Annotated in this window: 21 protein-coding genes; 8 read left to right on the top strand and 13 right to left on the bottom strand. The window is 72.0% G+C overall.

All coding sequences use genetic code 11. The features are described from left to right. Positions 1–151: 151 nt before the first annotated feature. Together ABT170_RS39040 and ABT170_RS39035 are read right to left on the bottom strand one after the other, a co-directional pair. Positions 152–481: a deoxyxylulose-5-phosphate synthase gene (locus tag ABT170_RS39040; RefSeq protein WP_329945015.1), complete on the bottom strand. Its 330-nt coding sequence runs from the start codon at positions 479–481 to the stop codon at positions 152–154. Between the two features lie 79 nt (positions 482–560). After that, on the bottom strand, positions 561–992 hold the full coding sequence (locus tag ABT170_RS39035; RefSeq protein WP_351875747.1) for a nuclear transport factor 2 family protein: 432 nt from the start codon (positions 990–992) through the stop codon (positions 561–563). Between the two features lie 94 nt (positions 993–1086). On the opposite strand from ABT170_RS39035, the gene ABT170_RS39030 reads away from it, so the two are divergent. From ABT170_RS39030 to ABT170_RS39020, 3 genes are all read left to right on the top strand, one after another. After that, a complete protein-coding gene (locus tag ABT170_RS39030; protein WP_351875744.1) occupies positions 1087–1656 on the top strand; it encodes a PadR family transcriptional regulator in 570 nt (189 codons plus the stop codon). Beyond that, entirely contained in the window at positions 1643–2428 is a 786-nt protein-coding gene (locus ABT170_RS39025) for an SGNH/GDSL hydrolase family protein (RefSeq protein ID WP_351875742.1), read from the top strand. Before ABT170_RS39030 ends, ABT170_RS39025 begins: the two co-directional genes overlap by 14 nt. A 99-nt stretch (positions 2429–2527) precedes the next feature. After that, entirely contained in the window at positions 2528–3532 is a 1005-nt protein-coding gene (locus tag ABT170_RS39020) for an alpha/beta hydrolase (RefSeq protein ID WP_351875739.1), read from the top strand. 76 nt (positions 3533–3608) lie between these two features. Here the strand turns inward: ABT170_RS39020 and ABT170_RS39015 are convergent, their stop codons facing one another. Then, entirely contained in the window at positions 3609–4613 is a 1005-nt protein-coding gene (locus tag ABT170_RS39015) for an amidinotransferase (RefSeq protein ID WP_329945010.1), read from the bottom strand. Between the two features lie 121 nt (positions 4614–4734). Next, a complete protein-coding gene (locus ABT170_RS39010) occupies positions 4735–6360 on the bottom strand; it encodes a carboxylesterase/lipase family protein (RefSeq protein WP_329945009.1) in 1626 nt (541 codons plus the stop codon). 174 nt (positions 6361–6534) lie between these two features. Between ABT170_RS39010 and ABT170_RS39005 the strand changes: the two genes are divergently transcribed. Continuing rightward, positions 6535–7062: a DinB family protein gene (locus ABT170_RS39005; RefSeq protein ID WP_329945008.1), complete on the top strand. Its 528-nt coding sequence runs from the start codon at positions 6535–6537 to the stop codon at positions 7060–7062. A 337-nt stretch (positions 7063–7399) separates the two neighbouring features. On the opposite strand, the gene ABT170_RS39000 is transcribed toward ABT170_RS39005, so the two are convergent. From ABT170_RS39000 to ABT170_RS38960, 9 genes are all read right to left on the bottom strand, one after another. Continuing rightward, entirely contained in the window at positions 7400–8209 is an 810-nt protein-coding gene (locus tag ABT170_RS39000) for an APH(3'') family aminoglycoside O-phosphotransferase (RefSeq protein ID WP_351875734.1), read from the bottom strand. An 82-nt stretch (positions 8210–8291) separates the two neighbouring features. Continuing rightward, a complete protein-coding gene (locus ABT170_RS38995; RefSeq protein WP_351875731.1) occupies positions 8292–8702 on the bottom strand; it encodes a RidA family protein in 411 nt (136 codons plus the stop codon). Positions 8703–8896: 194 nt separating this feature from the next. Continuing rightward, complete coding sequence (locus ABT170_RS38990; protein ID WP_351875728.1) at positions 8897–11698, bottom strand: DUF5682 family protein; 2802 nt, start codon at positions 11696–11698, stop codon at positions 8897–8899. Further along, positions 11695–12807 carry an ATP-binding protein gene (locus ABT170_RS38985; RefSeq protein ID WP_329945004.1) on the bottom strand — a complete coding sequence of 371 codons (1113 nt, stop codon included), beginning with the start codon at positions 12805–12807 and terminating at the stop codon, positions 11695–11697. The genes ABT170_RS38990 and ABT170_RS38985 overlap by 4 nt, the downstream gene beginning before the upstream one ends. 20 nt (positions 12808–12827) lie before the next feature. Beyond that, complete coding sequence (locus ABT170_RS38980) at positions 12828–14234, bottom strand: vWA domain-containing protein (protein WP_502970635.1); 1407 nt, start codon at positions 14232–14234, stop codon at positions 12828–12830. A 17-nt stretch (positions 14235–14251) separates the two neighbouring features. Continuing rightward, a complete protein-coding gene (locus ABT170_RS38975) occupies positions 14252–15670 on the bottom strand; it encodes a hypothetical protein (protein ID WP_351875721.1) in 1419 nt (472 codons plus the stop codon). Continuing rightward, a complete protein-coding gene (locus ABT170_RS38970; RefSeq protein ID WP_329945001.1) occupies positions 15640–16143 on the bottom strand; it encodes a hypothetical protein in 504 nt (167 codons plus the stop codon). Before ABT170_RS38970 ends, ABT170_RS38975 begins: the two co-directional genes overlap by 31 nt. A 300-nt stretch (positions 16144–16443) precedes the next feature. Next, positions 16444–16974: a DinB family protein gene (locus ABT170_RS38965; RefSeq protein WP_351875717.1), complete on the bottom strand. Its 531-nt coding sequence runs from the start codon at positions 16972–16974 to the stop codon at positions 16444–16446. A 342-nt stretch (positions 16975–17316) separates the two neighbouring features. After that, positions 17317–17742 (bottom strand): hypothetical protein, encoded by a 426-nt coding sequence (locus tag ABT170_RS38960; protein WP_329944999.1) that lies wholly within the window; start codon positions 17740–17742, stop codon positions 17317–17319. A gap of 242 nt (positions 17743–17984) precedes the next feature. On the opposite strand from ABT170_RS38960, the gene ABT170_RS38955 reads away from it, so the two are divergent. The 4 genes from ABT170_RS38955 to ABT170_RS38940 all read left to right on the top strand — a co-directional run bounded on the left by ABT170_RS38955 (position 17985) and on the right by ABT170_RS38940 (position 23912). After that, positions 17985–19454, top strand: coding sequence for a hypothetical protein (locus tag ABT170_RS38955; protein WP_351875714.1), 1470 nt, complete (start codon positions 17985–17987; stop codon positions 19452–19454). Next, positions 19454–20812 (top strand): hypothetical protein, encoded by a 1359-nt coding sequence (locus ABT170_RS38950; RefSeq protein WP_351875711.1) that lies wholly within the window; start codon positions 19454–19456, stop codon positions 20810–20812. Before ABT170_RS38955 ends, ABT170_RS38950 begins: the two co-directional genes overlap by 1 nt. A gap of 92 nt (positions 20813–20904) precedes the next feature. Next, positions 20905–22584: a hypothetical protein gene (locus ABT170_RS38945; protein WP_351875708.1), complete on the top strand. Its 1680-nt coding sequence runs from the start codon at positions 20905–20907 to the stop codon at positions 22582–22584. Next, positions 22581–23912, top strand: coding sequence for a CHAT domain-containing protein (locus ABT170_RS38940; protein WP_329944995.1), 1332 nt, complete (start codon positions 22581–22583; stop codon positions 23910–23912). The genes ABT170_RS38945 and ABT170_RS38940 overlap by 4 nt, the downstream gene beginning before the upstream one ends. Positions 23913–24334 lie beyond the last annotated feature (422 nt).

Raw genomic sequence — 24334 nt, 5'->3', positions numbered from 1 at the left:
TTCGTCGTTCAGTATCGGGCATTGTGGCTCCCAGGGATGGCACGGTCATGCGCGCACCCGGCAATCGGACCTGCCTCCAGGGCGGAGGCCCGCCGTCACCCGGACCGCGGTCGCCGCGGCGCACCGGGGCGCCGGGGTGCCGGGGGACGGGTCACGGCAGGTCGCGCCGTACGAGCGACCTGGCGATGGGCTCACCGGTCCGCTCCGCGAACGCCATCCGCTCACGTACCTCGTGCAGGGTGCGCGGCCGGTAACCCGGTCCGCCGCAGCAGCTCTTGTGGAAGCGGATGCCCGCGCCGAGCAGGACGGAGAGTGTGCGCCAGGCCGCAGTGTCCCGGCGCCGGGGCACGGCGAAGGCCGATCCCACATGGATCAGCGAGCGTGCGCAGCGCGGGCAGATCCGCTGCCTCTCGCTGTCGTAGGGCTGCTTGTACGAGGCCCGGCAGGGCAGGCAGACGTACGAGGTCTTCGTATGGGTCATGCGGACAGCTTAGGTATCGCCCCTCGGCCGCCGCGACGAGGTTTCGGGGCCGGTGCGGGCGTACGCCCGGGGCGGGGCCTCAGTGATCCGACGGGGCCGGGACGAGGCCGTCGGCGACCAGGCCGGCGAGGACCGCCTCGCTCAGCACATGCACCGCGGACTGCGGACGGACCATCACGGTGAACTCCTTGATCCGCCCGTCGTCGTCGAAGTGGAGCAGGTCGATGCCGTGGATCTCCTTGCCGTTCACGGTGGCGCGGAAGAGCAGGATCGCCGAAGGGGACTCGGTGTCATCGGTGCCCGTGCGCGCGGCACCGTCGAAGCGTCCGACGTAACGGAAGTCGACGAAGGTGCGCAGGAGCACTCCGAGGAGCCCCAGCACCATCGGCCTGCCTTCGAACGGTGTGAACTTCACCGGGCTGTAGAAGCGGACGTCCTCGGTGAACAGGTCTTCCAGGGCGGTGAGATCGCGGCTGTCGACGGCGGCACGGAAGCGGTCGGCGGTGGTCATGACTCCTCCTGGATACTCATGAACGTGATTAGTCATTTTCTTGACTATCATGGAGGTGGTGTTCGTGGACAGAGGTGAGAAGGAGGCGGTCCGATTGGCCTTGCGTCACGCCGTGCTGGCGGCGCTGCTCGACGCGGAGCTCAGCGGGTACCAGCTGGCCAAGGCGTTCGACACGGGAGTGGCGAACTTCTGGCACGCGCTGCCGCAGCAGCTGTACGCCGAGCTGACGAAACTGGAGAAGGAAGGGCTGATCACGGGCCGTGAGGTGGTCCAGGAGGCCCGGCCCAACAAGCGCCTGTTCCGTGTCACCGACACCGGACTGGCCGAACTGGAACAGTTCGCGGAATCGGCCACCAAACCCTCCTTCATCCGTGACGACCTGCTCGTCAAGGTCCAGGCCGCCGACCATCTGGACACCGGGACCCTGATCGAGCAGCTCACCGAACGGGCCACCTTCGCCGAGGCCAAGATCGGACGGTTCGGCGAGCTGCTGCGGAACATGCGCGGTGAGCGCAGCGAGGAGGAGTTCCTGCGCCACGGCGAGCGGATCGGGCCCTATCTGACCTGTCGGCGCGGCCTGGACTTCGAGCTGGGCAACCGGGACTGGTGCACACGCACCGCGGCGATCCTGCGGGAGAGGGAGGCGGCCCGTGCCGGGCGATGACCGGGTGCGGCGCTTCGTCGCCCTCGGGGACAGCCAGACGGAGGGGCTGGGCGACGGCGACGACACCACGGGGCCGCGGGGCTGGGCCGACCGGTTCGCCGAGCGGCTCGCGCCGCACAACCCCGGTGTCCAGTACGCCAATCTGGCCGTACGCGGCCGGCTCGCCGGGCAGGTCCGCGAGGAACAGCTCGCCCCCGCCCTGGCCCTGCGGCCGGACCTCGCCACCGTCGTCGCGGGCGTCAACGACCTGCTGCGGCCCCGCTTCGACGCCGACGAGGTCGCCGGTCATCTGGAGGCGATGTTCGCGGCGCTCACCGGCGGGGGAGCCCGTGTCGCGACCCTCACCTTCCCCGACATGGCGCGGATCACCCCGCTCGCCCGCCCGGTCGCCCCCCGTGTCGCCGCCCTGAACCACCGCATCCGGCGGGCGGCGCACCGGCACGGGGTCGTGGTGGCCGAGACCGCGCACCACCCCGTGGTCACCGACCCCCGTCTGTGGAGCCCCGACCGGCTCCACGCCGGACCGCTCGGACATGACCGGATCGCCGCCGCGGTCGCCGAGGCCCTGGGCGTGCCCGGCGCGGACGACTCCTGGACCCACCCCCTGCCCGGCCCGCCGCGGGCCACCCCCGCCGGATGGCGCACCGTGGCGGGCGACGTGCGATGGGCCGCCTCCTTCCTCGGCCCCTGGCTCGTCCGCCGCCTCCAGGGCCGCTCCTCCGGCGACGGCCGCACGGCCAAGCGCCCGGACCTCCTGCCCGTACACGGGTGAGATGAGGGAGGAGGCCCGAGGCGGTCGCTCCCGCATGCCGTGATCCCCCCACCGGGTGCCGCCCTCATGATGTGGCGAATACCGGTCGAAGACTCAGGCATGACGAACTCACGCACACGTCGCGCCGTCCTCACGGGCGCGGCCTTCCTCGGGGCCGGCGGACTGCTCGGTGCCGCCCCCGTACCCGGCGCCACGGGCCGGGTCGTCGCGGAGCGGAGGCAGGACGAACGGCTGGTCGAGCTGACCCTCGACTCCCCGGCTCTGGGCGGCCCCGCCACCGTGGCGCTGCTGACCCCGCGCGGCTGGGACCGGCGCCGCCCCGGTGACCGCTGGCCCACCCTCTATCTGCTCGCCGGCGGGGACGGCGACCACACGACCTGGACGAACCTGTTCCGGGTGCAGGAGCTGGCCGAACTGCGCGATGTCCTGGTCGTCATGCCGGGCATGCCGTTGTTCGGGTTCTGGACCGACTGGTGGAACCGGGGGAAGAAGGGCGTGCCCCGGGTGCGTACGTACTTCCTGCGCGAAGTCATGCCCCTGATGGAGGTGAGCTACGGGGCCGGGCCCATCAGGGCGGCGGCGGGGGAGTCCCAGGGAGGCTTCGGCGCACTGGGCTTCGCGGCCAGGACTCCCGGGCTGTTCGGCGCGGTCGCCGCCTTCGGGGCCCCCGTCCACCCGGTCCGGCACCCGGAGATGTGGCTCTCCGGAGCCAGGTTCCTGGGGGTGGACGGCTACGCGATCTTCGGCGACCCGTGGAAGGACTGGGAGGTCTGGCTCGACTGGGATCCCTACCACCGCGCCGAGGGACTGCGCCGTACGGCCGTCTATCTGGCCTCCGGCGACGGAACCCCCGGCCCCCTCGACGGGGAGGAGCCCGATCCGCATATTCCGGGCACGGAGAAATGGGGCGCGCTCGCCGATGACGACGTCGTCTCCCTCACCGAAGCCGTCTGCTGCGAGGAGACGCGGATGCTCAGCGGCCGGCTCACATCCCTGGGCGCCCCCGTGACCACGCACATCTACCCCGGCACCCACAGCGGGACCTACGGGTACCGCGAGCTGCGCCATGCGCTGCCGGTGCTGATGTCAGCCCTGCGCCGGTGAGCGGACAGGCGCCTGCCGCCCCGTCGAGTCCCTTGCCGGAGGAAGCGGCGAGGCCGCTCCCCGGCGGCCGGACCGATCACAGGTCCCTGACGAGCGGGTGGTGCGAGCAGCGGAAGCCGCCGGCGAACGGGGTGACCGCGTCGTAGGGCAGCGTGTGCACCGTGACGTCATGCGCGGTGAGCGCTTCCGCCAGGTGGGAGAGCCGTTCGTCGACGACGACTTCGCCCGGTGCCAGCACCAGGCTGTTGCCCGCCAGCAGGTTGACGGCTTCCCGGAGACCGATGTCGATCAGCTCCCAGTCCGCGACCGGTGCCGGGACACCGTCGGTGAACTGTTCGCGGCAGATGACCGCCAGGCCCTCCCGGACGGTGGTGAGGCCGTCGTCGAGATGGATGACGTCCGCGGTGAGAGGCACCTCATGGACGCGGTAGCCGTCGCCGAGCAGCTCTGCCAGCCAACGGGCGCCGGCCGCGTCGGACGCCGTGCCGCCCCGCCCCAGCCCCACGAGGATGTCGCGGCCCATGAGCAGGACGTCGCCGCCCTCCAGGAAGGGACCGGTGGCCGCCGCGACGTCCGGGACCGGTACGGGTGCCGGTGGCGGCATGACGGCCCACCTCGCTCCCCTCGTCACGGCCTCCTCGAACACCGGTCGCAGGCCGAAGCGTTCCTTGTAGCGAACCGGCAGCCGGAGCGCCGATTCGACGACCAGATCGCCGACCACGATCATCGGGTCACGCACGAAGGTCTGCATGTGGAACGTGCCGCTGTCGCCGTACGGCGCGAGTTCGCTCTCCGTCAGCTCGCGCGGACGATGGACCTTCACCCCTCGGCCGGTGAGGAAACGGGCGAGCCCCTCGACCTGTTCGACACACCGGCCGTAGCCGTCGGGATCCGCCACCGACCACGGCAGACCGGCCCACCGGGGCATGTCCGCCCTGGTCCGTTCGGGCAGGAACCCCAGGGACGCGGGCACCCCCGAGGCGAGCGCGGCAGGGAACGTGAAGTCGATGACACGTCCGACGACCGTCTCTCTGAGGACGCCCCAGTCGTGGGTGACGTTGATCCGTTCGGACACGGTCATGAGTCCCTCTCCTTTCCTGTGCGTACGCGGGACGTACGGCGGCGATGGCTTGCGGAACCTGCGGAACCCGCGGAACCCGCGGTTGTGCCGGACAGCCGCGGCGGACGGGCGGGCCCGTCCGTCAGGGCCGGCGGTGCCAGAAGGCGAGCCGGTGCCCGGCGGCGTAGTCGACGGGCCCGATGTCGTCCGGGGCCAGTGACTGGGTGTACGGAATGCCGGCCTCCGGCATGAACCGGGGCCACTTCGGCAGCCCGGGGCCGTTCGGCGTACCGGTGTGGGCGAAGCGTGCCCAGTAGTCCGTCATCGTGTCCGAGAGCCGGACCTGGGCAGGGGTGAAGCGGGACGTGGCCTCCTCGTCCTCGAAGAGGTACGGAGTGTCCCCGGCGTGGTAGGCGCCGAACGGGAATCCGCCCGGCAGCGGGAGGTACATCGGGGCGTCGCGGTCGGCGAACTCGTAGGCGTAGGTGGGTGTGTACCTGCCGAACGCGGAGTTCTGGGCCCAGGTGCCGCGGGCCCACATGCGGTCGGTGACCACCGTCGCCCAGGCCAGCGCGGGCGAGGGGAAGCCGTCGGCCGGATACCGGTCGCGCACGGTGCCCGCCCGCTCCCCGAAGGCCGTGTGGAGCGCCCGGTCGTAGTCGTCCTCGGTGAAGACACGTCCCACGGCGTCGTACAGCATGCCGACGAACAGCCGGTGCTCGTCCAGGGTTGCCCCGGACAGCACGGGAATCCGAGGGAAGCGGCCCTCGCGCAGTGGTTCTTCGGGAAGCTCCGGCAGCACGCGGTTGCCGAACGCGAAGGCTTGGAAGAGGTTCATGACGTGCGGCATCTCCAGCACCTTCTTCACCGGCAGCGCGCGCAGACATCGCAGCGCCCGCTGCGGGACCGGGTCGGAACAGCCCAGTGCCCGAGCTGTCATGACTCCGGTGTCCGCCATCTCCCGGCCGGTCCGCCAGGTGTACCAGGGGTAGGCGGGAATGTCCGGCCCCATCACCCCGGCGGGCATGTCCATCATTCCCTCACCGCTGGAGAGGATCGCCCGGTGGAACAGCCCGCGGGCGCCGGGCGAGACAAGATGTGCGGTGATCGCGGCCGCGCCGAAGGACGAGCCCGCCACCGTCACCCTGTGGGGGTCGCCCCCGAACACGGCCGCATTCCGCCGTACCCAGCGGAGCGCGGCCTGCTGGTCCTGGAGCGCGAACGTCCCCGATCCCTCCAGACCGGGGTGGGCGAAACCGCCGAAGACGCCGAGCCGGTAGTTGACCGTGACGACGACCACGCCTCGGGCCGCCAGCCGCCGGGCGTCGAAGAGGCTGCCCCCTCCCACCGTGCCGTCCCCGTGGATCCAGACCATCACCGGTGCACGGCGGCGGGAGGCGGACGGTGCGGGAGCCGTGACATTCAGGACCAGGCAGTCCTCCTCCAGGCTTGAGACATCGGCGTACTGGGACGGGACCTGCGGGCACAGCGGGCCGGGTTCGGTGGCGTCCCTGACTCCCTTCCAGGGGCGCACCGGGCGAGGTGGTGCCCATCTGTGCGCGCCCTTCGGTGCCCCGGCGTACGGGATACCGAGGAAGACGCGGTGGCCGGCGGTCCGGATGCCGCGTACCCGGCCGTCCTCGGTACGGACCACGGTGGTGTCGTCCCGGGCCGCCGCGGCCGGTGCGTCTCCGGGAGCCGCCGCCGCTGCCATCAGCACGGTCACTCCCGTGAGTGCGGCTGCCACGGCACCGCGCTTCCATGTCATGTCCGGACTTCTCCTTCGGGGGATCTGAAGGCATCCGAGCGCACCGCCAGGATGGTTCCTTGTGGAGTGATCGGCCGGTTTGTCCTCCCGCTCCACGATGGCGGCGGGATATCACCTGAATGTCGTCCCTGCGGCGACGGCGAGCAGCGCGGTGCGCTGTGTCAGGGTTGGCGGGTGAACGCTTCTCGATGTGAACTGCTGCGCTGGCAATTCGACTTGACCTGGTCGTTGTTCGACTATCACCTGGAGCGGCTGGAGCCCGAGGACTTTCTGTGGGAGCCTGCCGAGCTCTGCTGGACGGTACGCCGCGGCAGCGACGGAACATGGGTGCCCGACTGGGCCGAGAGCGAGCCCACGCCCGTTCCGGTCCCGACGTCGGGCTGGGTCAGCTGGCACATCGGGTGGTGGTGGAGCGTGACCATCGACCACCTTCAGGGGCGGGCGCCGAGGGAGCGGGAAGAGATCACCTGGCCCGGTGACGGAGAAGCCGCCGTCGCGTGGCTGCGTGAGCTGCGTGAGGACTGGCTGTCGGTGCTGGAACGGCTCACGGACGCCGAACTGGATGCCGCCGCCCCGTTCGCCTGGCACGACGACCCCGCCCACACCGTCGCGCACACGGTGGCCTGGGTGAACGCCGAGTTGATGAAGAACGTGGCCGAGATCGGCCAACTCCGGCTTCTGCGGGCGGTGTCCACCGGCTGACCCGCCGGTTCGGTGAGGCTTCCCCCGCGACCTGGATCCGCCTGCCGTGGGGTGCCGGGGTTCCCGGGCGGGCGGCGTGACGGCGTCGGCCCGGGAACCTCGGGGGGCTGGCGCCAAACAGGGGACTCGGACCTGGGCGCAGCCCGTCCACCTTCTCGCGCCGGACGGAACCCGCGCGGTGACGCGCGGGCGGACGGACCGGGCGTCACCTCATCGGCTGCCCGCCGTCCCCGCCGCACCGCCTCCACCCGTTCCGGCTGAGTGCGCCGATCCCGTGACGGGCGCCGGTCAGCAGGGGACCGGCGCCCGGGGGCTCATCATGTGTGGGGCATCGCTCCTACCCCCAGGTGAGCGGGTCGAGATGGAGATAGAACCGTTCACGGTCCCGGTCGAGCACGATGCCGTACCGGTCGGCGAACGCCTCGTCCGCAATCCGTGCCTGCCGGGCGTCGGTCCATGTCTCCCGGGAGTTGGCGAGGAGCAGCGCGATGTCGGCGTACGGGTCGGCCGCTCCCAGGCGGCCGAGATCGATGAAGCCCGCCACCTCCATGGTCTCCGGATCGAGGATGATGTTGGGCAGGCACAGGTCCCCGTGACAGACGACGGCCTCGGCGGCCTCCTGGGCCAGGCGCCGGTCGAGTTCGGGGACGAGGCGCGCGAGCAGTTCCCCAGGGGGTGTCCGCCGCTGGTCCTCCGGCAGGAACTCCGGATCGACCGCACCTCTCGCGACGACATCGCGGGCCTGCGCCATCATCCGCGCGAGATCACGGGTGAACGGGCACCGCCGTAGGGGCAACCCGTGCAGACGGCGCACGGCATCAGCGATCGAACCCCATGCCGCCCGGAGTTCCGGAGCCGGGACACGATCGGCGGGCACCCCCACGACGGCACTGGTGACCAGGCGGGCCCCGTCGGCGGTGACGCGCCAGTCGAGCACGCGTGGACCTGGAACGCCCTGTCGGCTCAGCCATGCGACACGGTCCCGTTCCTCCTCCAACGGGGTCGCACGGTCCGCCGGGACACACTTGGCGAACCGCGAACCATCCGCCGAACGAAACACAGCGGCGTCCGACTCACCGGCCGCGACGGGCTCCCAGCCGCCGTCCCGCAGCAGTTCTCCGAACGACGGACCGGTCACGTCGGCCATCCCCACGAACCACGCCCGCTGCCGCCGGCGGCAGCGGGAAACCGCGAGTGTCCGGCTTCGGAGGCAGAGGTCCTCATGGACATCAGGAGTCCATCACGGCGGCGACAGCCTCGATCTCGACGAGCTGATCGTCGTACCCGAGCACCGTGACACCCATCAGGGTGCTGGGAACGTCATGGTCACCGAACGCGTCCCGGACCACCTCCCACGCGGTCACCAGGTCATCCCGGCGGGTGGACGCGACGAGGACCCTTGTGCTGATGACGTCCTGCAAAGACGCGTCGGCGTCGGCGAGGGCGGCCCGCATGTTCTCGACGGCCTTCGCCGCCTGGCCCGCGTAGTCCCCGACCGCCGCCGTGGAGCCGTCCTCGTCGAGCGGGCACGCCCCGGCGAGGAAGATCAGCCGGGACTCCGCGGGCGCGGTGGCGGCGTAGGCGTACTCGGCGACATCGGACAGGGTGGAGGAGCGGATCAACGTAACGGCACGAGCCATGGTCGTACACGTCCTTTCGCTTCAGGCACGGGACGCAGGCCATCCTCGCAAGGTCCCTCGGACAGTGCCCCACCTTTTCCGCCCGTGGCGCAGGGCGGCCCGCCCCGGCCGTACGGGCGAGTCCCGTACGGCCGGAGCCACCGCCCGCCGCGTCCGCCCGCCCGCGTCGCGCGAGGGGCCCGCCTCCACCGGAGTCAGCGGCCGGTCAGCAGCGCCTCCAGAGCCTCCGCCGTCGCGGGGTGGCGCCCGGTGAGCACCGCGCCCGGCGCGGCGGAACCGGATGTCTCCCACACTCCGTCGCAGCCCAGCAGGGCGGCCACCGCGTCGCAGGCCGTCGGGTGAGCGGCGAGCAGCACGCCCGTGCCGGTGCTGGGCGCGGGGCGCACAGCCTCGTCGGCAGGCTGGTCCAGCCAGGGCGGCACCCACTCGTCCAGCGCCGACAGCCGGCCCGGGAAGATGCGCCCCGCCTCGCGGATCAGCAGGGGGGCCAGCTCCGCGCCGTCGGCGCGCAAGGTACTGATCAGGGTCGGCAGCCACGGCAGCAGTACCGGATCCGGCAGCCGTGCGAACGCGCTCGACACCCGCTCCACGACGAAGTCGGACAGTTGCGGCACCGGTTCCAGCGCATGGAGGAAGCCGCTGAGATAGCGCGGATAGGCGGACACCACCAGGGGATTGCCCAGCATGTCCTCGCAGCGCGTCCCAAGGCTCGCCCGGGACAGCTGACCCAGATGGGTCTGAGCCGCCCACAGCAGCGCCACCTTGGACGGCTCCTGCGGATGCGCCTGTGCGACCGCCAGCTCCAGCTGGGTCCGGTCGCAGCCGAGCGACAGCGCCAGGTTCTCCATGCTGAACAGGAAGCCCAGCATCGCGGCGACCTGACGGACGGTCGCGTCCTCGTCGGTGAACGCCGTCGGCAGCAGGGTGCAGTAGTGCGCGTAACCGGCCTTGACGAAGGACTCGACCCACGGCGGCAGCACCGGTTCGGCGGTCCGGTAGTACGCCAGGAGCCGGCGTATCCGGCGCAGCACCTCCGGCGCGCCGTCCACGCCGCGCTCGGTCGTCAGGATCTCCAGGGCGCGCGTGCCCAGCTCGTCGGCCAGGCGACGGCTGCGCAGATACAGGGTCGCCTCCTCGACGGCCTGGAGGGCGGTCGCTGCGGTGGCGTGCGGGCCGTACACGGTGCGCCGCAGACGCTGCTCCAGGACCTGCTCGATGCTGACGCCCTCGTAGCCGAGCTCGATGAGGGCCCGCTGATGGGTGCCCAGCGCCAGGTCCCAGGACTCCTGGATCGGCCGCTCCCCGAGCTTGCGCTCACCCATGATCGGCCGCGCGGCGTTCTGCGGCAGCAGCCGGCGCAGCATCCACAGAACGTCGGAGCACCGCTCCAGTTCGGGCCGGGACGCCATGTCGAGCAACGCCCGCTTCACACCGCGCTGCTGGAGCTTCAGATCCAGCGGCGCGAGCCGGTCGTGGACGTCGCGGGCCAGGGGCGGCAGCGCGTCGTATCCGACCTGGCCGACGCGGTCGCCGCCCATCATGATCTCCACGAGCCGGCGCACATCGCGCCGGCCCGGAACGGCGTCCTTCTCGATACAGGTGATCGCCGCGTCCTGGAAGTCGTACGGCGTGGGCCTGGCCCGGTCGCGCATCCCGGCCAGCAGGATCGATGTCTCGAACACGGCGATGGCGTCGGCGGTGGAGGCGAGGTAGCCGTTGCGGCGCGCGGCGCGCACGATCTCCACCGACCAGCCGAGGAGTTCACTCTCGTCCAGGTGGTCCAGGACGGGCGGACGCCGCAGAAAGCCGGTGAGCCTGTCCGAGGGCGATTCCGCGGCCGGGGGGACGGGTGGCGCCGCGGGCCTGTCCGGCTTCGACGCCTTCTTCGTACCCGCCTGCCCCGCGAGCCGGAACGGCCGTACCTTCGCGCGCTTGACGTTCTTCGCCCACTGGGCCGCGGCGATGGACACCGAACCTGAGGCGAGGCCGAACTGCGCCTCGATGGCAGCGTGGCTGGAGGGGATCAGGCCGTGCTGCCAGGTGCTCGCGCCGGGCGGGCTGATCTCGAACGTGTCGGCGCCGTGGACGCCGAACTCCGCGACCCGGCTTGCCGCGTGGAAGGCGCCGCAGACGTAGAGGCAGTCGGCGGGGTCGGCACCGGACGCGGCGAGGTGTTCGCGCATCCGGGTCCACATGTATCGCTCACGGTCCTCGTCCGTGCCGACCCGTTCGGGATCACCGGGCGCCAGCCGCCGGAACAGGCTGCCGATCAGGAGCATGACCTGCCGGTAGGTGTCGTGGTCGCTGTCGCCCAGGGGGAGTTCGACGTACTGGTGCCACCACTCCGACCAGTGCCGCACCCGCCCGTGGTGCAGCAGGTGTTCCTCCAGTTCGGCGAAGCGCGGCCGCAGATCGCCGATCTCCACACCGACCGCGTCGCCGTGCAGCGCGGCTTCCTCCTCGGCGGGCGGCGCGTCGGGACCGGCGGCCGGCCCGGCGGGAGCGGTCCCGTGCGTCTGCCACTGGAACACATGGTCCGAGGAGCGGTCGACGAGGACCAGTTCGACGCCCGGAGTGTCCAGCGCGTACGCGATCGCCTGGTACTCCGCCGACGCCTCGGTGATCGGAGCGACGACGGACAATGGAGCCCATTCCGCCGGGAAGCCCGCGACCTCGCTGGCGAACGCCTGCACCGCCACCGGGAGCCGGCAGTTGCGCAGCTCGGGCAGGAGCGGCGCCATGTCCTCGCACAGCTCCAGATAGACGACTTTCGGCTGCTTCTCCCGCAGCCGCCGCGCCATCGCGATCGCCGAGGCGGGTGAGTGATGGCAGACGGGGAAGATCTCCAGCGGTTCGCGCACCGCGCGGTCGACGTCGTCGACCATGCCGAGCAGGATGCCCTCCAGCGCGTCGGGCCCGTCGGCGAAGACGGAGGCGGCTTCCTCCAACTGCGTACGCAGCGCGTGGAAGGCCGGCTCCTCGGGCGCGGCGCTCATGACAGGGTGGCGATCGCGTCGCGGCCGCCCTCCAGGAACTCCGGCCAGGACCCGCCCTCCTCCTTGCTGCGCGGCTCGACGACGCCGTGCAGATACTTGTTGAGGATCGCCAGGTCCTCCGGCTCGCGCCGCGCCAGGGAGCCCACGAGTGACGAGGCGAGGGCACGGGCGGTCAGCGTGTGCTCGCCGAAGAAGTTGCTGTGCAGGATCGCGTCCTCCAGCACACCGATCTGCTCGGCGCTCGACAGCGCGGACTCCAGCTTCTCGTCGTCGCTGCCCGCCGCGGCGGCGGAGGCGCGCAGGTCGGCGAAGCTCTGCAGCAGCACATCCAGCAGCGTCGGCGGCACATCCAGCTCGATCCGGTGGCGGCGCAGCAGCTCCTCGGTGCGGAAACGGACGATCTCCGCCTCGGCCTTCCTGTTCGTCACGACCGGGATGCGGACGAAGTTGAAGCGGCGTTTCAGCGCGGATGACAGGTCGTTGACGCCCCGGTCGCGGCTGTTGGCCGTGGCGATCACGGAGAAACCGGGCTTGGCGAAGACGATGTTGTCGCTGTCCAGCTCCGGGACGGAGACGTACTTCTCCGACAGGATCGAGATCAGCGCGTCCTGGACGTCACTCGTGGAGCGGGTGAGCTCCTCGAAGCGGCCGATCGCTCCGGTCTCCATCGCGGTCATGATCGGCGAGGGGATCATCGACTCCCGTGACTGGCCCTTGGCGATCACCATGGACACGTTCCAGGAGTACTTGATGTGATCCTCGGTGGTGCCGGCCGTGCCCTGCACCACCAGGGTGGAGTTGCGGCTTATCGCGGCGGACAGCAGCTCGGCCAGCCAGCTCTTGCCCGTTCCCGGATCACCGATCAGCAGCAGGCCGCGGTCGGACGCCAGAGTGACGATGGAGCGCTCGACGAAACTGCGGTCGCCGAACCACTTCTGCGGGATCTCCCGGCCGAGGCCGTCGGAGCGCTCCGACCCCAGGATGAACAGGCGGACCATCTTCGGGGAGAGGCGCCAGGAGAACGGCTTGGGGCCGTCGTCGACCGACTCCAGCCAGTCCAGCTCCTCCGCGTACTTGATCTCGGCGGGGGCGCGCAACAGGTCGGACATATCGGGGCCTTTCTTAAGTCTTAAGCGAGGAAAGTCTTGAGCTCATGAACAAGCTTGCGTATGTGGCCGGAGAGCACCGGCGTGCCGAGATCCTTGAAGCGCTCCCGGAACCACGGGTTGACGCTGCCGCGGCCGGCGCTGTTCACCGATCCGACGGGGATGAACCTGGCCCCCGAGCGGTGGATGGCGGCCATGTTCTCGAACAGTTGCTCAACGCGTGTTTCGTAGAAGTCCGAGATCCACACCACGACGGTGTTACGGGGCTCGGCGATCTTGGGCTGGGTGAGCGCCATGGCGACCATGCCGTCGTTGCCTCCACCGAGCTGGGTGCGCAGCAGGGTCTCGAAGGGGTCGTGCACCCACGGTGTGAGGTCGAGCGCCTGGGTGTCGTACGCGATGAGGTGGACGTCGACCTTGGGCAGCCCGGTGAAGATCGAGGCCAGGATCGTGCAGTTGACCATCGAGTCGACCATGGAGCCCGACTGGTCGACGACGACGATCAGCCGCTGGGGCGTCGTCCTGCGGGCGGTGTGGCGGTAGTGGAGGCGGTCGACGTACAGCCGCTCCTCCTCGGGGCTCCAATTGGTGAGGTTCTTCCAGATCGTGCGGTCGATGTCCAGGTTGCGGAAGACCCGCTTGGGCGGCACCGAACGGTCCAGCGCGCCGACCGTCGATTTCTCCACCTGCGTACGCAGCACCTCGGCGACCTCATCGACGAAACGCCGGATCAGGGCCTTGGCGTTGGCCAGGGCCACGCCGGACAGATTGTCCTTGTCGCGCAGCAACTGCTCGATCAGCGACATGCTCGGCGTCAGCTGCGCGGCGAGCCGCGGATCGGCGAGCACCTCACGAAGGCGCATCCGCTTGACGAGGTCGGCCTCGATGGCACCGAGCTCCGGGCCGAGGGCCGGAATCAAGCGGCTCAGATCGGGTGCCGCACCGCGGCTCCCGGACCCGTGCGCTCCGACGCCGCGGCCCACCGCGCCCCCCGCCGGCCGGCCGCCGCGCAGCCCGCCCGGCTCACAGCCCAGCGCACGCTCCAGCCAGCCCGCGTCGGACTGCCAGCGCGACAACTGCCCGGCGGTGACCGCGCCGGAGCCGGGGGCGAAGACATTGAGCAGCACCTTCGATACCAGCGCCGCGCGCCGTACCTCGGCGGCACGGTCACGTCCCTCGTCCCCCGGGCCGCCGTCCGCAGCGCCCTCGGGTGCGGGCACCATCAGCCCGTCGAACTCGGCGGCCAGCTCGGGGTGGCGCTGCACGATCGCGCTCACGGACGCCTGCGGGTCGAGCAGCGCGGAGGGCAGGCCCATGTCCTCGACGACCGCGAGGCTCGACGACTCCAGCGTCGCCTGCTCCTCGGGGTCGAAGAGCCTGGCGAGGAGCCGCCAGTAGAGAACCTGTCGCCGGTTGTCGTGGGCACTCACCCCGGGATCCTGTTCCGTCATTTCCGCAACAGCCTTCCGGCGCGCTCGCGCAGCACCGCGGCGGCATCGGTCGCGGCCTTCTCGGCCCTGACTCCCGCCTTGTCGGCCGTGCCCCCGGCCCAGGCCCCGGCGTGAACCGCGACAGCCTTCTTCCGTACGAGCGTCTCGACGGCGAGCGGCTGCACGCTGTACGTTCCGTCGTCCCAGCGCAGCAGTCCGACGCACGCCTTCGACGCCGCCACGGCCTCGGGGGTGAGCGGTCCGGCCGCGGGCACACGGTCGGTGTCGACGGCCAGGCCGTGGCCGGCGACGGCGAAGGTGAGCTCTTCCCCGTCGGTCCGCGCCTCGTACCCCTCCAGGAAGACGGGCACGGCGATGCGTGCCGGGTGCCGGTCCAGAGGGGCGGTCGGCGAAGCGGTCGCGGTGGACAGCGCCACCCGGGCCGTGGTCAGCGCGTCGGCGGGCTCGCCCCGGCGCGCGTGCGCGTCGCTCCACAGGAGGTCTCCCTCGGCGGTGAGCGGCATGCCGGTCAGGTCCATCGAGCGGCCATCGCCCAAGGCCGCCAGGAGCGACATGTGCGGGCGGAGCAACTGCCAGAGCCCGGCTCCGAGGACGGTGTCGGGCTTCGGCACCGATACGGAGGCACGCACCAGCCGGGGTGCCGTGCCGTCCGCGGGCTCGAACACCGCGTGCACCTGGGCCTGTACGGCGGTGGGGTGTTCGTGCACGTCCACCCCGAGGGGCAGCAGGCGGCCGGTGGCCCGACCGGTCACCGGTACCTCACCGGCACCCGGCACGGTCAGCAGCATCGCGCGTGACCACAGGTCCGCCCAGCGGCGTGCCGGAATCCGGTCCAGCGCCGCGCCGGGGCAGGAGGCGGCGAGTTCGGCGGCGAAGCCGTCGAGGAGCGCGGCCGGGCGGCGCAGTGCCGGGTCCGGAAGCATCGCGGAGACGACCGGCGCCGCCCCGGACACCAGGTCGTGGTCGATGCCCCGCCACCCGGCGCGCGCCAGATCGGACAGCCAGGACCGGGCCGCGGCGAGCAGGTTCGACTCCTGGCGCGCGCCGGGCGCCGGCACCGTTCCGTCGCCGCGTGAGCGGCCGGCGGCCTCCTCGACGCGTTCCATCAGCGCGTCGTGGACGGAACCGAGCAGTGCGGTGCGGGCGGCGGCGAGGGCGACGAAGTGGTCCTCGCCCGCCGCTCCGGCCGCGGCCTTCTCCGCCGCTTCGGTGACCCTGGCGGCCAGCGGTGTCCCGGCGACCGCCCGAGCGATGTCCGCCAGTCCCGCGGCCTCGGCCGGCCGGGGGCGGAGGAGGCCCGAGACCAGGGCCCGGTCGAAGGAGTCGACGGCGGTCAGTGCCTCGTCCAGCCCGGCGATGGGCTCGGCGAGCAGGTCGGCGCGCATCAGGCCGCCGCCCTGGTGGGCGGGAACCACTGCATCTCCGGCAACGGCACGGTGGCCGGGGCGAGTTCCAGATAGGCGAGGTGGCGCAGGAAGCGGCTGAAGACGGGTGCGGCGGCTCCGGCGTCTCCCTGCGGGGGACGTGCGCCGGTCATGCCGGAGGTGATGGACTGCGCGCTCGGCTCGCCGTCCGCGTCCTCGACCCGGAGGTAGCGGGCGACGCGCTCGGCGCCGTACTGGAGCACCGCCTCGCTGATCAGGGCCCGGAGGTGATTGCAGAACGAGCCCCGGGCGCCGCCGCAGGGCCGGTTGTTGTTGGTGCTGCACGTGAACGCGTAGGTGCCGGCCGCGACCGACGAGACATAGACCCGCGCGATGTCCGAACCGCTGGACACCACCCCCTGCAGGCGTCCGTCGGCCAGCTCGACGAACGGCACCTTGGCGAGTTTGCGTGGCCGCGCGGGTGGGATCACCCGTGCGGTACTCGACCTCTCCCAGTCGGACAACTCACCATCTCCTGTACGCCAGAGGGAAGTCCACGTCACGGCGGTGGCGGGACACGACTGAACATACTTGCGACCACTGACAACGCCGATCGGATGGCCGCCCGCGGCACGGGGCCCGGAGCGATGTGCGTACGGGAGAAGGGGAGGGGCGCGGCAGAGGCTTTGCCGCCACGGCGGTCGCAGCACCTGTGGTGCGGGACGGCGACGATCCTTTCGGTCAGCCGTCAGCCGTCAGCCGTCAGCCGTCAGCCGTCAGCCGTGAGTCGTGAGTCGTGAGCCGTCAGCCGTGAGTCGTGAGCGTCAGCCGTCACCCGTGGCCCCGTCCGTCCGTTCCCGCAGGAAGTCGGCATGACCGTTGTGGCGGGCGTACTCCTGGATCAGCAGTACGTAGACCCAGCGCAGGCTGAGCGGCCGGCCGCCGGAGGACAGGAAGGTCTCGTCGAGGCCATGCCCGGCCGCCGCGGCGTCGCAGGCCTCGATCTCGTCCCGGAATCGTCCGAAGTCCCGCTCCGCGTCGGCTGCGCGAACTCCGACGAGCCCCTCGTCGCCGTCCGCGGGGCCGGTGAAAACGGCACCGACCGCCTCACCGGCGAAGCCCCGCCGGAACCACCATCGCTCCACCTCCGCCATGTGCCGCACCAGCCCGAGAAGGGTGAGGCCGGACGGCTCGACCGTCGCACCCGCCAACTGGGCCGGTGAGAGCCCCGCGCACTTGGTGAGCAGGGTCTCCCGGTGCCAGTTCAGCCAGCCCTCCAGCATCTGACGCTCGGGAACGGTGCCCAGGGCGTCCAGCCGTGCGGTGCGCTCGATCAGTGGTGCTTCCCATGTCATGCACCCAGCCTCGTCGCCGCCCGGGGTGAATGCCAACAGACATACTGCCCACGTCCGTCCGGAGCCGGGCAGGCCGCCAGGCCGCTCCCGCTCCCGTCGGCGGCCCGATCCCCACGGTACGGAACGGGACCGGACCGGAGCGGACCGGAACGGCCGCGACGGGGAGCGGTGAACCGGTAGGTGATGGCACGGTGCCGGTGACGTGGCCGTGCGACGCGTGCGACATGCGCGGCCGGTGGTCCGTCCGGCCGTGGGCGACGCTCACGGCTCGCGCAGAGGGCCGGTCGCTTCAGCCGCGGGGCAGGCCGCGCCGTGTGTGCGGTGCCTCGGGAATCCCGGGCCTCACGAAACACCGGCGTAGAGGTAGACGCCCGGCTGCGCGGGGTCGGCGACCATCAGGACCTGCTCGCCGGCGCGGGGTATCCGCAGCTTCGACACGATGGTCTGGAGCTCGATCCGGCCGGCCACCCCGGACGGCTGGGGGACCAGATCGACGACGAGTTCGACGACCGGGTCGAAGTTGACCAGCTTGCCCGTGTCGGTGATCGATACGACGACGGCGGGCACGGGGGGAACCCCCATGGCGATCAGCTGCTGGGCGGTGAGGCCGGTGTTGTAGGCGCCGACCGACTCCTGGAGCCGGGCGAAGTCCTCGCCGCCCACGATCGCGCGCGTGGCCCGGCCGTAGAAGCCCTTGCCGCTCGCGACCTTGTCGGCGATCTCGTGGGCCCGCTCTTCGCGGCTCTTGCGGTGTCCGAAGAGTCCCATGGTGTTCTTCCCCTCTGCTGATGTCATGCGTCGGCGTGCCGGGAACCGGTGGTGAGGATCCCGGGTGGCACCTGCCGGCCGGGTTCGCCGGGGGCCCTGCCGCGAGGACGGTGCGGATGGCCGTGGCGGCCGTCCGGTCTTTCACGCCGTCGGACCTCCCGACGCTCCGCAGGCTAGGCGGCCTGGGCGGCCTACCGATCCCAGGTTCGCCCGCCCGCTTCGGTCCGTCGTACTCTCGTGCCATGCCGTCCTCGACCCAGCCGACCGGCGAACGCGTTCCGCGTGCCATGGTCATCGACAGAGCCTGGCGCGGCCTCGGGCCGGGACTGGAGCCGCTGAGCGGCCCCGGGGGCGCACCGCTGACCCGGACGGTCAAACTGATCGTGCTCCCTCTGCTGGTCAGGCCCTCGCTGCGGCCGGAACTCGCGACGGACTACCTCGGTCCCACGGAGGCCGCGCGCCTTGAGGAGCTGATCCACGACGACCGCACGCGACTCGCGGCGACGGCGCGGTGGTTCACCCTGCTCAAGAAGACCCGCCGGGCCCTGGGCATCGTGGCGGGCAACCCCCAGGACCTGTACTTCCAGCTCTGCTTCGAGCTGGCCGCCGAGCACGGAACGCCTTCGGCAGGCGCGGAAGCGCTGGCCAGGGCCGCCCTCGAAGGGGTCGCCGACGCGGCCGGCGGCCGTACGGTGCAGGCGCTGAAGGACCATCTGGCCGACCCCGTCCGGCGTGCGGCGCTCGAACGGGACCTGGCCGCCGCCTGGGAGAGCCGTCGGCCGGCCCCGGCCGGTGACGCGGTCGCCGCGGCCGCTCTGGCCACCGATGTGCTCGAAACCTGTGGTGCGACAGGTATCAGTGGTGCCGCGGGTACCCATGGCGCGACGGACCCGGCGCCTCGCTCGCCGGCCTTCACGGCCCTGGTCGACGGCGGGTACGGGAGTCTGCTCGGCCGTGCGCTGTGGGCACACCCGTACGGAGTCTGGGGGCGCGAGGACCTGCCGGCCCATCTGAAGCTGACCGGACACCAGGTGCCCCCGCGTCCGGAGGTCGGCCGGGGGGCCTCGACCGCCACACTTCCGGCGCCGCTGGACCGCACGCTCTTCGAGCGGGTCTTCGCCGTGCTCCAGGCATCGGCGCGGCGCGAGGAACTGCCGACGGTGCCGGAGCTGGTCCGGCGCGAGGCCGGCCGCAGCTGCGCACCGCTGGGCCTGAACGACGAGAGCCTGCGGGTCGCCGTGGTCCTCGGCGGCCGGCTCGCGGTGGGTCTCGATCCGCTGGGCAGCGGGGGAACCGGCGGACCGGGGCGGTCCGGGGACCCGGGGGAAGCCGGGGTTGCCGGGCTGGGCCGCACCGCGGCGCACCGGGCCGTCAACAGCCGCTGGCAGCGCGAGGCGTCGGTCCTCCACGCCCGCAGGATGACCGTTTCTCCCCGGCGCGATCCGGACGGGGGCGTCCTGGACGCGCTCGCCCGGGACCTCCGGACGCCGTGGGTGGCCTACATGCGGCGCCTGTGGGTGAGGCTGCACGGGCGGGACGTCCGCGACGCGCCGCTGGACGGCATCGGCCCGGCCTGGGCGGTCCTCGACGGGGTGGCCCGTTCCGTGATGATGGATCACCGTGCCAGGGTCCGGGCGGCATTGCGCACGCTCTCCGCGAAGACGCCGGCCCCGGGCACCGCGGCGCAGCCGGCCGGGCCGGGGAGCGCGTGATGCCCGATCCCGACATCGCGGTCACACGCGCCGGGGACGGTACGATCCTGGTCGCGACAGGGCAGAACGTGCCCGGTGCGCCGGAAGGGACCGGCGGGTTGGGGCCCGCCTTCGCCCGTTCCGTCCTCGATGTGGCGGGTGCGATTCTGACCTGGCCGGTTCTCCGTGCCCCGGGCCTGCCGATGGCGGAGGTCCATGACGCCGGGAGCGCGCAGCAGTGGCTGTGGGCGGTCTACGGCGAGCGCACCGCAGCCGCTGTGCAGGCGTGCGCGGAGGGCGGCGCGGACCGCGCCGGGGTGGCGGCGGAAGGGACCGCGCTGGCGGACCGCGCCGCCCGGCTCGCCCTCGGACACTGGGCGGCCCGATGGTGGCCGACGTCGTACCTGGACGGAATCTCCGGGCTCGAACCGGACCTGCTGGGACTGGAGCTGGCCGCGCTCACCCATGAGTGCCAGCAACTGTTCGGCACCCCCTACGACACCGCCCCGGACGCCGCGTACGACATCCCGTACGGGGCCTCCCACCACGCCGCGTACGGCACCTCGTACGGCACCTCCGGAGACCAGCCCGACGACTGCGTGGCCGAACTGGTCGAGGACCATCAGGCCGGACTCGCCCCACTGATCCAGTGGTGGCGCTCGGCACCGGAACCGCCCGGCACGTCATACCCTCTGCGACGGCACGTGGAGCGCGTCCTGCGGCTGATCGACGAGGCCGCGGACAACGCAGGTCTGGACGGCCCCGCGCTGCGTCATCTCCGTATCTCCCTCGGCCAGGACCGTCCGGACGCAGCGCCGGCGGACCTCGGCGCACTGTTCGCCCGGACCGGTGACTACGCCCTCGCGGCGGCGGGCGAACCTCTCGTCACGGGCGGCCGGGTGATCGGACGCGGCTCGGGGGCCAATGAATGGCACCGCTATCCGCCAGGCTTCGTCGACGCGGCCGAGCACGCCGTGTCCTGGACCGCCCGCGCGGTCGGTGCGCGACGGGAGATCGAGGTCGAGGTCGTCACGGACGCCGCGGCGCCCGATTCGGGTGTGCCCCTCGTCGCGGAGGTCCGCGTGGACGGCGGCCCGGCGGAACGGGTTCCCCTGAGCAGACGGGGTGACCTGTGGACCGGCCGGGCGCACCTGGAACTGATGGCTTCGACGGTGACGCCGCGGATCGAGGTGGGCGTACTGCTGCCCGGGTTCGATCCGGGTCCCGGTGACGCCGGCGACGCCGCGTACCGTGAGGCGATCCGCTCCCTGGCCCGGCGGCGGCTGTCGGACGCCGCCGCGGAACCCGTGCCGCGCGATACGTTCCCGGGGCCGTTCCTCGCCGAGATCGTCGCGGCGACCACGGCCCAGGACTTCTAGTGCCCCTCCCGGCAAGCCGTGCCGGACAACGTGCCGGACAACTCCCCGAGCAGGCGGAGAACCCGATGGACGCGATGGATCCCATAGATCCCATGGACCGAATGGACCCGACGGCCCCGGAGCCGGCCGAGAACGTTGCGGCGCCGCTGTTCGGCGAGCCGTTCGACAGCGGCCTCGCGCTGGTGGAGCACCATCAGGCGACCCCGGATCTCGCCGCGGCGGGAGCCGTCTGCGCGGAGCTGCTCACCCTGGCCGAGAGCATGGAGGACACGGCCGATGTGCGCTTCCTGCGGGCACACCTGCTGTCCGACATCGGAGTGCTCCGGCTCATGGCCGCGGATCCGGCCGCCGCCGCGGAACCGATCGAGCGGGCTCTCGGACTCCTGCGTGGCATCCGGTCCGTGCCGATGGGGCCGCTGGGCCGCCGGCGGTGGCTGGAGGTGCTGGTGAAGACGCTGCTCGGCAGGGCGGACCTGCTGCGCGGGTCCGGGCGGCTGGACGAGGCACTGGCATCCCTGGACGAAGCTGCGGCGCTGCTGACGGAATTCGAGGATCCCGAGGGCCGGCGCACCGCCGAACTGGGCCTGAACCGGGTGCATCTGCTGATCGAGCGCGGCGCATGGGGCAGCGCCGAGGAACTGGCCTCGGCGCTGTTGACCACCACGCCCGCGACAGTGGTCCCCACCGTGCCGCGCCTGCTGACCGGCCTCGGGCTGATCTGCGCCTCGACCGGCCGGTTCGCATCCGCCGAGGACTACTTCGCCCGCGCGGAGGAGGGCTATCGGGCAATGGCGGACACCGGTGAGCGGCAGCAGCTGACGGCGCACCGGGCGTATGCCGCGATGCGCCGGGGCGACCTGGACCTCGCGGAGCGGCTGTACGCCGAGGCGTCCGAGGTCTTCGAGCGGCAGCGGCAGTTCGGTGATCTGGCGGTCTGCGAGCAGGCGCGGGGCTTTCTCGCCGGGCTGCGCGGCGACCCCGCCCGCGCGGCCGGCCTGATGGATTCGAGCCTGGCCCGCTTCGAACGGCTCGGTGCCGTGATCGCCACCGCCGACACCAGGCTGCTGTCCGCCCAGCAGGCCTACGCCCGGGGGGACATCACCGGAATGCGGCGGCTGTCCCAGCAGGCGCGCGAGGTGTACGAGGCGCAGGGAGTGTACGAGCGGTGCGCACAGGTGGACCTCATGCTCGCCGCGGCCCTTGAGGACACCATGGACCGGGTGGATCACGGGGACCGGCTGATGGAGGCCACCGGCACCGCGCTCTCTCTCGCGCTGCCCGCCGCACTGGCCCTGGAAGCGGCGCGGTACGACTTCGTCACCGCCCACGCGCGCAGCCAGTGGCTGGAACTGGCCGACGACGCGATGCGCCTGGTCTTCCGCCTCGCCGTACGCCGCCAGGATCAGGGGCTTCTCTTCGAACTCGTGGAGCACCGCTGCGCGGGCGCCTCGCTCGCCCTGGACCGTACGCCGTCGGAGGCTTCGCGCACGGCTCCCGCGGGGGAGTGGTCCGGCAAGGGCGCCGAAGGTGTCTTTCCGGCCTCCGGGATGAAGACCCACGGGCCCGGCGGCGGTCCGACGCTGATGGGGGGCGGCGGTGCGGCGGAGGCCGCCGCTTCGGTCGGACTGCGTGTGGCGCCGCCGCCGAAGGTGCGGATGTCGCCGGAGTCCGGCCGCACCGCGCTCCAGGAGTACATCAAGGCGGCCGAGTTCCGCTATCACCGGCGGATCGTGAGTGAGGAAGAGGTGTCGCTCTGGACGCCGACGACGTGACGGACCGTCCGGTGGTTCAGGTCCGGCTGGCCGACGCCGGTGACCTGTTCATGACCTGGACATGGACGAGCGGGGCCCGCGGGTTCGGCACCGGGCACGCGCCCGGCGCCGAGGTCGACCGGGCGGTCGGCGCGCTGGCCGCCGCGCTGCCGGGAGCGGGCCCGGCCGACGGCACCGGTGCGGGCGCGGGCGGCGCGGACGGTACGGCGGGATCGGCGGGCCGGGCGATCCGGAACGACGGCGCGGAGGGGATGCGGCGCGCGTTCGGCTCCGGGGCGATGGCCGGCCACGCGAGCGAGTACCGCCTCGCGCGGATCCTCTCCGAGGCATTGTGGCCGCCGGGGCTGACCGCGCAGATCCGCCATGTGTCGGCGGGCGGCGCGCGGCCCCTCGTCCGGATCCAGCCCTCGCCCCGGGTCGCCCAGGTGCCCTGGGAACTGCTCGCCGTGGGCGGTGAGGACATCCGGCTCATCGACCTCGCGGATGTCGTGACGACCGCACCGGTCTCGTTGCGGCGCCCGGACCGCGCCGGGCGCCCGGCGCGGTCCGATGGCGCCGTCGTCCTCGTCCTCGACCCCAGGGTGCCCGGCTTCCGGGCCGACTCCCCGCTCGGCTCCGTACTCGGGCCTCCGGGCTCGGACCCCGCCCTGCTCTCGCTCGTGCGGAGCCGTCTCGACGCGGGCGGTGTCGTACCGCCCGTACGCACGGCGGCGGAGGCCTTCCGGCGTACGGACCTGGACCGCGACTGGCTGAGCCGTGTGCTGCGCGAGGGCGCGGACAGGCTGATGTATGTCGGACATGTGAGCAGTGCGCCCGTCGGGGGCGGACAGAGCGAGGACGTCACACTCCATCTGTGCTGCGGTGCGGGAACGGAAGGCCTCACCGATGTGGTCCGCACCCACCGCCCGCTGTCGGCCAAGGACCTCCTCCTGGGCACCCTGCCCTTCCGGGCGGACGGTACGGCGGGGGCCGAACTGTGGCCCGCGCCGCGCCGGGTCGCGCTGATCGCCTGCGAGAGCGGTGGCGATCTGCGCTTCGCCGAATCCTTCGGCCTGGCGACGGCGATGATCCACAATGGTGCGGAACTGGTCACCGCCACCCGCTGGGCGCTGCCGACGAACCTCGCGTTCCACCGGCTGGCCGGAGTGGCGGAGTCCGTACGGCCGCTGTCGGAGGCGGTCATCGCCGTCGACACCGCCCATGAGCACCGTGACCCCGTGCACCGGCTCGGCCGCTGGCAGCGGGAGCAGCTGGACCGCTGGCGCACCGGCGGCCGCATCGAACACTCGCCCCTGCTGTGGGCGGCGATGACCTGCATCGTGGTGTGACAGGCGTACGTCCACCGGTACGGGCGGACGCATTACGGCGTCCCGGCCCCTCCCGGACCCCTTCGGTCAGCTCGATTGCGGTATGCGGTCGTTCGGCGTTCACCTCAAGGTCCTCAATCTGTTCGTATAGACCGACAGGTTGTACTGAGGCATGAAGCATCCGGCTTGACGAGTCGGATCTCCGAGATGTCCGGACACCCTTTCGTGGGTTTGGGCACGAGCGGGTTCGGGGAGCTGCCGAACGAAGATTTTTTTCGTACGATGTTCCACCGTGCGTCGCGGTATCCCAGTAGATTGTCAATCACCACCACGAGATCGATCCTGACCTGTCAACTGCCTTTCACCGGCTGGCATTTGGCGGTCAATCACCATGTATGGAGTTCCTGGCGAACACCGAGTCCGGTCAGTCTGCCGGTCCGCAC

It is taken from the genome of Streptomyces sp. NPDC001787, assembly GCF_040297465.1.
Taxonomy (GTDB): Bacteria; Actinomycetota; Actinomycetes; order Streptomycetales; family Streptomycetaceae; genus Streptomyces.
Note: the sequence above shows the minus strand (reverse complement) of the source record. Positions and strands in the feature narration are given on the sequence as shown.

What these genes read in the sequence shown, in the direction of transcription:
- ABT170_RS39040 (WP_329945015.1), bottom strand. Translation starts at nt 481, where the DNA reads ATGACCCATACGAAGACCTCGTACGTCTGCCTGCCCTGCCGGGCCTCG.
- ABT170_RS39035 (WP_351875747.1), bottom strand. Translation starts at nt 992, where the DNA reads ATGACCACCGCCGACCGCTTCCGTGCCGCCGTCGACAGCCGCGATCTC.
- ABT170_RS39020 (WP_351875739.1), top strand. Translation starts at nt 2,528, where the DNA reads ATGACGAACTCACGCACACGTCGCGCCGTCCTCACGGGCGCGGCCTTC.
- ABT170_RS39015 (WP_329945010.1), bottom strand. Translation starts at nt 4,613, where the DNA reads ATGACCGTGTCCGAACGGATCAACGTCACCCACGACTGGGGCGTCCTC.
- ABT170_RS39010 (WP_329945009.1), bottom strand. Translation starts at nt 6,360, where the DNA reads ATGACATGGAAGCGCGGTGCCGTGGCAGCCGCACTCACGGGAGTGACC.
- ABT170_RS39000 (WP_351875734.1), bottom strand. Translation starts at nt 8,209, where the DNA reads ATGGCCGACGTGACCGGTCCGTCGTTCGGAGAACTGCTGCGGGACGGC.
- ABT170_RS38995 (WP_351875731.1), bottom strand. Translation starts at nt 8,702, where the DNA reads ATGGCTCGTGCCGTTACGTTGATCCGCTCCTCCACCCTGTCCGATGTC.
- ABT170_RS38990 (WP_351875728.1), bottom strand. Translation starts at nt 11,698, where the DNA reads ATGAGCGCCGCGCCCGAGGAGCCGGCCTTCCACGCGCTGCGTACGCAG.
- ABT170_RS38985 (WP_329945004.1), bottom strand. Translation starts at nt 12,807, where the DNA reads ATGTCCGACCTGTTGCGCGCCCCCGCCGAGATCAAGTACGCGGAGGAG.
- ABT170_RS38965 (WP_351875717.1), bottom strand. Translation starts at nt 16,974, where the DNA reads ATGACATGGGAAGCACCACTGATCGAGCGCACCGCACGGCTGGACGCC.
- ABT170_RS38960 (WP_329944999.1), bottom strand. Translation starts at nt 17,742, where the DNA reads ATGGGACTCTTCGGACACCGCAAGAGCCGCGAAGAGCGGGCCCACGAG.
- ABT170_RS38955 (WP_351875714.1), top strand. Translation starts at nt 17,985, where the DNA reads ATGCCGTCCTCGACCCAGCCGACCGGCGAACGCGTTCCGCGTGCCATG.
- ABT170_RS38950 (WP_351875711.1), top strand. Translation starts at nt 19,454, where the DNA reads ATGCCCGATCCCGACATCGCGGTCACACGCGCCGGGGACGGTACGATC.
- ABT170_RS38945 (WP_351875708.1), top strand. Translation starts at nt 20,905, where the DNA reads ATGGACCGAATGGACCCGACGGCCCCGGAGCCGGCCGAGAACGTTGCG.